This window comes from Microvirga aerilata (assembly GCF_016743775.1).
In the GTDB taxonomy this organism is placed as follows: domain Bacteria; phylum Pseudomonadota; class Alphaproteobacteria; order Rhizobiales; family Beijerinckiaceae; genus Microvirga; species Microvirga aerilata.
Genome location: NZ_JAEQMY010000146.1, coordinates 1 through 8410 on the forward strand (window position 1 = coordinate 1; position 8410 = coordinate 8410).

Annotated in this window: 7 protein-coding genes; 5 read left to right on the forward strand and 2 right to left on the reverse strand. The window is 59.5% G+C overall.

The window, feature by feature from the left end; all coding sequences use genetic code 11:
* Nucleotides 1-192: 192 nt before the first annotated feature.
* Complete coding sequence (locus tag JKG68_RS29750) at nucleotides 193-1086, reverse strand: LysR substrate-binding domain-containing protein (RefSeq protein WP_202065759.1); 894 nt, start codon at nucleotides 1084-1086, stop codon at nucleotides 193-195.
* Between the two features lie 136 nt (nucleotides 1087-1222).
* Here JKG68_RS29750 and JKG68_RS29755 point away from each other — a divergent pair, with 136 nt between their 5' ends.
* The 4 genes from JKG68_RS29755 (at nucleotide 1223) to JKG68_RS29770 (ending at nucleotide 5980) form a co-directional block, all read left to right on the forward strand.
* Nucleotides 1223-2068 (forward strand): transporter substrate-binding domain-containing protein, encoded by an 846-nt coding sequence (locus JKG68_RS29755; protein WP_312891038.1) that lies wholly within the window; start codon nucleotides 1223-1225, stop codon nucleotides 2066-2068.
* Between the two features lie 141 nt (nucleotides 2069-2209).
* A complete protein-coding gene (locus JKG68_RS29760; protein WP_202065761.1) occupies nucleotides 2210-3757 on the forward strand; it encodes a M81 family metallopeptidase in 1548 nt (515 codons plus the stop codon).
* Entirely contained in the window at nucleotides 3754-4710 is a 957-nt protein-coding gene (locus JKG68_RS29765) for an ornithine cyclodeaminase family protein (protein ID WP_202065763.1), read from the forward strand. Before JKG68_RS29760 ends, JKG68_RS29765 begins: the two co-directional genes overlap by 4 nt.
* 4 nt (nucleotides 4711-4714) lie before the next feature.
* A complete protein-coding gene (locus JKG68_RS29770; protein WP_202065765.1) occupies nucleotides 4715-5980 on the forward strand; it encodes an NAD(P)/FAD-dependent oxidoreductase in 1266 nt (421 codons plus the stop codon).
* Nucleotides 5981-6067: 87 nt separating this feature from the next.
* Here the strand turns inward: JKG68_RS29770 and JKG68_RS29775 are convergent, their stop codons facing one another.
* Nucleotides 6068-6913, reverse strand: a complete 846-nt coding sequence (locus JKG68_RS29775) for a lysine/arginine/ornithine ABC transporter substrate-binding protein (RefSeq protein WP_202065768.1) — start codon at nucleotides 6911-6913, stop codon at nucleotides 6068-6070.
* A 432-nt stretch (nucleotides 6914-7345) separates the two neighbouring features.
* On the opposite strand from JKG68_RS29775, the gene JKG68_RS29780 reads away from it, so the two are divergent.
* Nucleotides 7346-8284 (forward strand): nucleoside hydrolase, encoded by a 939-nt coding sequence (locus tag JKG68_RS29780; RefSeq protein WP_202065769.1) that lies wholly within the window; start codon nucleotides 7346-7348, stop codon nucleotides 8282-8284.
* Nucleotides 8285-8410: the final 126 nt, after the last annotated feature.

Here is an 8410-nt window from a genome sequence, read left to right on the forward strand (position 1 = left end):
TCCGTGAGGCCATGTCGCATCCCAGGTGCGTCCAGGGCTCTCATGTATGGGGCAGTCCGATCTTGATCAATCCTTGGATGTTCGATCGCGGAAAGGGGGCCTGAGCGACATCCTTAAATCTATTATAACATTTCGCATAACAAACATTTTGACAAGAAGTCTTTGGCATCGCCATTGACTCTCGTGCTGGGCTCAGGCGGCTAGAGCGCGTTCCCGATTGAAGCTTTCCAGGATCCATTGGCGAACCGCTGTTACGGCCGGACGTCGCTCGTGATTGCCAGCATCGATCAGGAAAAATGACGATGGTGCTCGGACACTCTCAGCAAACGGTCGGACAAGGACCCCAGATTCCAGGTAGCGCTGACAGGTCACGTTGTCTCCCATGGCGAGACCAAGGCCGCCGACGGCTGCTTCAATCATCGCCAGATGATTTCCGAGATAATGGCGTCCTCCGGTGAGGATGCTTCCCTGCGGGACCGTCGCCAGCCAGAGGTCCCACTCGTGACCATTCGCGGCACATAGCAGGGGCGTGTCGGCCAAATCACGGATGTCGCCACTTGCGAGAAGATCTGGCCAGCAGACCGGAAAGAGCTCAGTGTCGGTCAACCGCTCGCTGCGTCGACCAGGCCAGATTCCATCGCCATAGCGAATGCACAGATCGACATCAGAGGCGATGACCTCCTTCGGGCTGTTCGAGGGACGCAGGTGTAACCGCAGGTCCGGATACTGCTTCAAAAGATCGCCGACTGTCTTCACCAGCCACAAGCATGTCAGGGCCGGAGGCGCGCTCACCGTGACGTCGCCTCGGACGCTCGGTTGATCCAAGCTGATGACGGCCGTCGCCAGAAGATCAAACCCGGAACTCAGGGGGGCCAGGAGCTGCTCTCCTGCCACCGTCAGCTTGAAGCGGTTGCCCGCCCGCTCCAGGAGATCGGTGTCAACGAAGGCTTCCAGTGTTCGGATCTGATGGCTGACCGCTCCGTGCGTCACCCCGAGTTCCTCCGCGGCCCGGGAGATTGAGCGACGGCGGGCCGCTGCCTCGAAGGCCCGCAGAGCATTGAGAGGAGGAAGCCGGCGTGCTGCCATTGTTAGATTTTCTCACAGTTGAGCCCGAGACATTCTCATTTGCGTGAGTCCATCTGTCTAGAGCAAGGTCTAGACTGCTAGCGGAGGCCTGGTCGGCCGCTGGAAGGGTTCAGAAACATTCAAAGGGAGCGGCTCGGTGAAGCGTCTTCAACTACTCGGTATGGCAGCTCTGGGGCTTCTTGCGGCCACAGGCAGCGCCTTCGCGCAAGCAAAGAAATGGGAAACCGTGAAGATCGCCACGGAAGGAGCTTATGCTCCGTGGAACTTCACCGGTCCCGGCGGCAAGCTCGAAGGCTTCGAAATCGATCTTATTGCCGAGCTCTGCCCACGGATGAAAGTGAAGTGCGAGATCGTGGCCCAGGACTGGGATGGCATCATCCCGGCGCTCACCGCCGGCAAGTACGACGCTATTATGGCCGGGATGCAGATCACCGATAAACGGCTGGAAACCATCAATTTCTCGCAGCCGTATGCCCGTACCCCTGGCGCTTTCCTCGTTCCCAAGGACTCTCCCCTGGCAAAGGTGACGATCGACAAGGTTTTCGATATCGGCGCGGATGCTGCGGCGGCTCAGAAAGCCGCTGATGAGATAAAGCCCCTCCTCAAGGGCAAGGTCGTGGGCGTCCAGGGCTCGACCACTCTCGCAACCCTGATGGAGCGCCTGTTCCAGGGCGTGGAAATCCGCGAGTACAAGACTACGGAGCAGCATGATCTTGATCTCGCGGCGGGGCGCATCGACGCCGTGGCCGCCGCTACGACGGCCCTCGACATCACCTTGAGCAAGCCGGGATTTGAGAACTTCGTCATTGCCGGTCTCGGCTTCACCGGTGGCTTCATGGGCCGGGGTGTTGCTGCAGGCTTACGCAAGACTGACCAGGACCTGAAAGTGATGTTCGACGAGGCGATCGCATCGGCCCTGGCCGACGGCACCATCTCACGGCTGTCCCAGAAATGGTTCAAGCGCGACCTCGCCGCAAAGTGATGAACGATCGATGTTGCTGAAAGTGCCCCGCTCGGCTGAGCCGGCGGGGTACGCTGCCTCTTTGCATGAGGACGAGACACGAGGGAGCAGACGCTTCACCGGCACTTGTCCCCTGCCCTTCTTCAAACCTGGAGTCGGACCATGTCCTTTCGCGTTCTCTCGGCACAGATCATGCATGAGTCGAATTCCTTCAGCGTGCGCCTGACATCCCTCGACCGCTTCGCCGACGTGATCCTGCTCCACGGCGACGAGGCCCTGCGTGCGCTCGATGGGACGAATACCGAGGTCGCGGGCTTCCTGGATGTTGCACGCGAGAGGAGCTGGGAACTGGTTCATGTCATAAGTGCCCATGCTAATCCGGCAGGTTGCGTCACCGAGGAGGCTTTCGAGGAGATCATGAAGGTCGTCGAGGAAGCCGCCCGCCGGGAGCGGGAACGGCTCGATGGGATGCTGCTCGCATTCCACGGAGCCATGGTCACAACCCATTCAGGCGATGGCGAAGGGGAGATTCTCGAACGCCTCCGCGCCATTGTCGGTCGGAATACTCCGATCGCCGCGACCTTGGATCTGCATGCCAACGTCACCAGGCGCATGTGCGAACTGGCCGACATTCTGGTGTCCTATAAGACCTATCCGCATATCGACATGCGCGTGGCCGGCCGGCATGCGGGCGAGCTGCTGCACCGGACCATGGCTGGCGAAATCAAGCCACACACCCTCTTCGTGCGCCCCCCCATGCTGGAGGACGCCAATGGCGGCCGTACGGATGTTGGGCCGCTTGTCGCTGTGATGGACCGCGCCCGGGAGTATGAAAGCGAGCCTAATGTTCTCGCGGTGAGCGTCAACGGCGCCTTCCCTTATGCCGATATTGATGAGATCGGCCCGACGATCACGGTGACTTATAACGGAGATCCGGAGCCCCACCGGCTGTTTGCCGAAGAGATGGCGAAGGCGATGTGGGACATGCGCCATGATCTCGTCAACCGCTTCCTGTCCCCGGAAGAGGCAGTAGCTTCCGCACTTGCGGGCGATGACCGGCCAGTGGTGATTGCGGATTATGCCGACAATCCCGGAGCTGGAGGGTACGGCGACGGCACGAACTTACTTCGGGCCTTGATTGCGGCGGACGCAGACGCCTGCTTCTGCCCGATTGTGGACCCCGAGACTGCCTCGCAGCTGCAGAGCAGGAAGCCCGGTGAAACGGTATCGATCCGCCTCGGTGGCAAAGTGAACGCGTCCTTCGGCGGCGAGTCCCTTGACCTTACTGGCACGCTGCTGAGCGTGTCCGACGGCAGCTACACCTGTGATGGACCGATGTATGAGGGCGTCCGTATGTCCTTCGGCCCCACGGCGGTGATCAAGGTTGGACGCGTTCAGGTCGTCATCGTCACCGAGCCTCACCAGTGTCATGACCTGCAGCAATTCCTCGCCTTCGACATCGACCCTCGCGCCAAGAGGATCGTCGGTGTCAAATCCATGCAGCATTTCCGGGCTGCGTTTGAGCCGATCGCAAGTCGTGTTCTGGTGTGCGACAGCGGGGCGCTCGCCTCCCCAGACTTGACGAAGTTCACCTTCCATCGTGTTCCGAGACCGATGTATCCACTCGACCCGAACACTCCTTACAACCCCGAAGTCTTTATCCGCACAAGGCGGTCTGACATGCCGATCGCGTCGGAGAACAAAGTATGACACAGCCTCCCCCTGCCTGGCTCGATGCCACTGCCGTCTTGGATCGGATGAGGCGCATTGACGCCGTCGCGGCGATGCGCGAGCTCTTCGAGGCGCACGGACGAGGCCGGGTGCCCCAGCCGCCGCAGGTTCTCACCGTGCTGCCCGACAGTCGGGGCGACTTCATTACCTACTCAGGGATCTTGCCGGAGGATGGTGTCTTAGGGGTCAAGGTTTCGCCCTATGTGGTCACCCCGTCCGGCGGCAAGGTCACGGCCACGACGATGCTGATGAGCCTTGAGACGGGGCAACCCTTGCTGTTCTGCGACTCACTGGCGCTGACGACGGAGCGAACCGCCGCAACAACGGCTTTGGCGGTCGACCTCCTCGCCCAATCTGATGCCGCCAATCTGGCGATCATCGGCAGCGGCCCTATTGCTCTGGCTCATCTGCGTCACGTGCTGCCGCTTCGGCCGTGGCGGCGGATCCGTATCCATTCACGAAATATCTCCGCCAAAAAGGAGGTCCTTGAGGCGAGCCTTGGTGAGTTCCAACCGGTTCCTGAGATCGTTGACGATTGCTCTCGCGCAGTGGCCGACGCCGATGTGGTGCTGCTTTGTACGTCCTCCGGCAACCCGGTTTTATCCATGGACCATATCAAGCCCGGGATGCTTGTGACCTCGATCAGCACGAATGTCGCACGGGCACACGAAGTCCCGCCGGATGCCTTGGCGCGGATGAATGTCTATTGCGATGATCGGTCGACCACCCCGCTCATCGCGGGTGAGATGGTGCTGGCCTCCGAGAACGGATGGTCTCGCGACGACATCCGCGGTGATCTGGGTGAACTAGCTATCGGCAGGGCGCAGGCTCCCTCCCCTGATCGAGCCAGCTTCTTCCGGTCCATGGGCCTTGGCATCGAAGACGTGAAGATGGCGCTCGAGATCCACCGCGTGAGCTCGCACGCATCCTAAGCCGATGACACACCCGCATCCTGAAATCCGCGCCGATGTCATTGTTCTGGGAGCAGGCATCGTCGGCGTCTCGGCTGCTTTGCATCTCCAGATGCGCGGGCGCAATGTCGTCATGATGGATCGGCGCGGCGTGGGTGAGGAAACGAGCCACGGCAACGCCGGGCTGATCGAACGTTCGAGTGTCATTCCCTATGGGTTCCCCCGCGATCTCTGGACCGTCCTCGCCTACGCCCTGAACGGCTCCGCAGATGTCCGTTCCGACTGGCGCTTCCTGCCCCGGATCCTCCCTTGGCTCTGGCAATTCTGGCGTGAATCCGCACCCGGATCCTTGCAAAAGGCAGCGGCCGACATGCTGCCTCTCATCGAACGGTCAGTCGCAGAGCATGAACTCCTTATGACCGAAGCCGGGCTCCTGGAGGAATTGCGCCGGACAGGCTGGATCGAGGCATTCCGCAGCCCAAAGTCTCTCGACCAAGCAGCGAAGAATGCAGCGGCTCTCGAGCCTTACGGGTTACATTTCGATATCCTCGACGGCAAGGCCCTTCGTCAGCGCGAGCCTCACACGTCCGAGACCCTCATTGGCGGAATTCATTGGCGGGACCCGGCGACAGTTCCTGACCCTGGCGGGCTTGTCAAAGGATATGCTGATCTGTTTCTGCGACGCGGCGGCCGTTTCGTTCACGGCGAGGCCCGCACGCTCCAACATGACGGCATCGAATGGACCGTCCGCAGCCGGGATGGCTTGGTCCGCGCCCACAACGTCGTAATTGCTCTTGGACCATGGTCCGACACGGTCCTACGTCCGCTCGGGTATCGCGTGCCGTTGGCCGTCAAGCGTGGGTACCATGTGCATTTCCGGCCAAGGGCCGACGCTGTCCTGCACCATCCTGTGGTCGATGTCGATGGTGGCTTTCTTCTGGCGCCGATGACTCGCGGCATTCGCCTGACGACGGGGGTCGAGTTCGCCCACCGAGACTCTGTACCAACTCCTCTGCAGTTGGACCGAACAGAACCCCTTGCGCGTGAGATTTTCCCTCTTGAAGAGCGCATTGATCCACGGCCGTGGATGGGGGCACGCCCCTGTCTCCCTGACATGCGTCCTATCATTGGCGCGGCCCCAAGACATAAAGGGCTATGGTGCGCCTTTGGCCACGCCCATCATGGTTTGACTCTTGGGCCGGTCACCGGGCGATTACTGGCCGAGATGATGACCGGCCGGGAAACCTTCACTGACCCCAGGCCCTACTCAATCGAGCGTTTCGCGGCTTGAGCCCCACAGTTGGGTGCAACGTACGCTCAGGCCGCAGGGTAGGGTAGTCAGTCTAAGTTGATGGACGTGAGCATTGCACCGGGATCGTCAGCGATTCGGAGCGACGTTGATCTTGAACCACTTCATCGAGAGTTTTTGGATGGTTCCGTCCTTCGTGGCTGCCCTGATTGCCTCGTTGAGCTTCTGCTTTAGCTCGGTGTCCTCTTTGCGTAGTCCGATGCCGACCCCGTCGCCCTGGATGCCGCCGGTGATCGCCGGGCCTACAAGGGTATAGTCCTTGAATTCCGGTTTATCGAGAGTGCCGATAATCGCGGTGGCGTCAGCCAATACCGCATCAATCCTGCCGGCCAAAAGATCAAGGTCATGGGCCTCCGTGGTCTTATATTCCCGGATCTCCGCAGTACCCTTCAGGTACTTCTCGGCGAAGACGGGGTGGGTGGTGGAAACCTGTACGCCAATTGTCTTGCCTTTGAGCAGCGGCTTTGTAGCCTCAATCGCCTTCTCGGCCTCTGCTTGCTGGCTCACCAGATTATAGGTTTGCCCCGTGCCCGGCATCTTGGCGATTGGCGAGTCCTTCGCCACCAGATAGCCATTGGGTGAGTCGGCATAGGGGCCTGCGAAGTCAATCACCTTCTTGCGTTCGTCGGTGATGCTCATTCCGGCCATGATGGCATCGTATTTCTTGGCCTGAAGAGCTGGGATGATCCCGTCCCAGTCCTGGGCCACGATCTCGCACCTCATCTTGATGCGGTTGCAAAGTTCGTTGGCAAGATCAATGTCGAAGCCTTCTAGCTTGCCGCCCGCACCTGTGAAGTTCCAGGGAGCATAAGCACCTTCGGTGGCAATCTTGACGACTCTGTCCTGCGCCGTAGCCGCGCCACCCGCGAAGGTGGCTGCGATGACGGCCACGGCGAAGCTCTTCATGATGTTCATTGTCGTTCCCTTGGCTTTTTTGAGCGTACGCTAGAGAGGCTAGATTCTATACCGGGGCTTAATTTATTGGAACCGTCCGATGGGATTGATCTCAACCGCGCTAATGCTGAAGGAGGGACGCACAAATTTGACTGGGGACGTGGTTACTGGGCTCTGTCGCGAAGTCAGCTTTTACTTGCTTATGGTAGCGAGTTCGCGCTGACTGGCTGCTGTAGCATCAACCGCTTTGCGCCGTGCCATGACCGAGAATGGCTCTTATAGATGTCTATACTTCGAGTTTACGACATCACATCAGAGCCTTTATATTCCCGCAGTTACGAATGCTTACCGGGTTGGCGCCAAGTTCGCTCATACGATTGTATCAGGCCGGCAGAACTGGGGTGTCGGCGTCACGAAGTGAGATAAACAGCATAACCCATCCGGTGTAGTTCGATGAAGAAGCAGGTTATTTTCGACACTGACCCCGGCCCAGATGATGGGGTCGCCATCTTGACGGGTCTGGGCTCTCCCCTGATCGAGGTCCTCGGGGTCTGTGCCGTCGCCGGCAACGTTCCCCTTCATCATACCGTCCGGAATGTCCGCAAGATCCTGGAGCTCGCAGAGCGTCAGGAGGTCCCAGTCTTCGCCGGGGCCGAGGCTCCTCTGGCCCGTCCTCTGTTCACGGCCGAGTACGTGCATGGCAAAACCGGGTTCGACGGATACGATCTTCCTGAGCCGTCGATGCCCGTCCAACCTCAACATGCGGCAGACTTCATCGTTGAGGAGGTTATGAGCCGTCCACCAAGGAGGGTGACGATCTGTGCTCTTGGTCCCTTAACGAACATTGCCATGGCTCTCGAAAGGGACGAGCGCATCGCGGGGCGGCTTGAACAGATCGTCTGGATGGGCGGCGCTCTGTCGGAGGGCGGCAATGTCACCCCTGCGGCGGAGTTCAACTGCTACGTGGATCCAGAGGCGGCTGCGCGAGTGTTGAGTTCGGGCGCTCACGTCGTGATGATGCCACTGGATGTCACTCACAAGGCTCACGTAACGGCTGATCGGATCGAACGATTCCGCACTATGGGGAACAAGGTCGGCCCGATCTTCGCGGACCTCCTCACCTATGCCAAGCAGTTTGACTGGCAGAAGTACGGAGCTGACCGCGCTCCGATGCACGATCCAACAACAGTTGTTTGGCTACTGCAGCCGGAATTGTTCTCAGGTCGTAAGGTCAATGTCGAAGTCGAGACGATTTCGCCTCTGACAACTGGGATGACTGTGATCGATTGGTGGGGTGTCACCAAACGGCAGAAGAACGCTTACGTAGTCCGTGATGTTGATACGGAAGGCTTTTACGATGTGGTTTTCGAAAGCTTCCGCAATATGCCCTGATGCCCTAGGTTCAGGACATTCTAATTTTGCGGCTACATGCAAAAGACCGGTAATACCAAGTCCCTGAAGGTCTGACTCGTTCGTGATTTCCCGGGCTGGAGTGGGTGTGATTCAGTTTGGTGAACC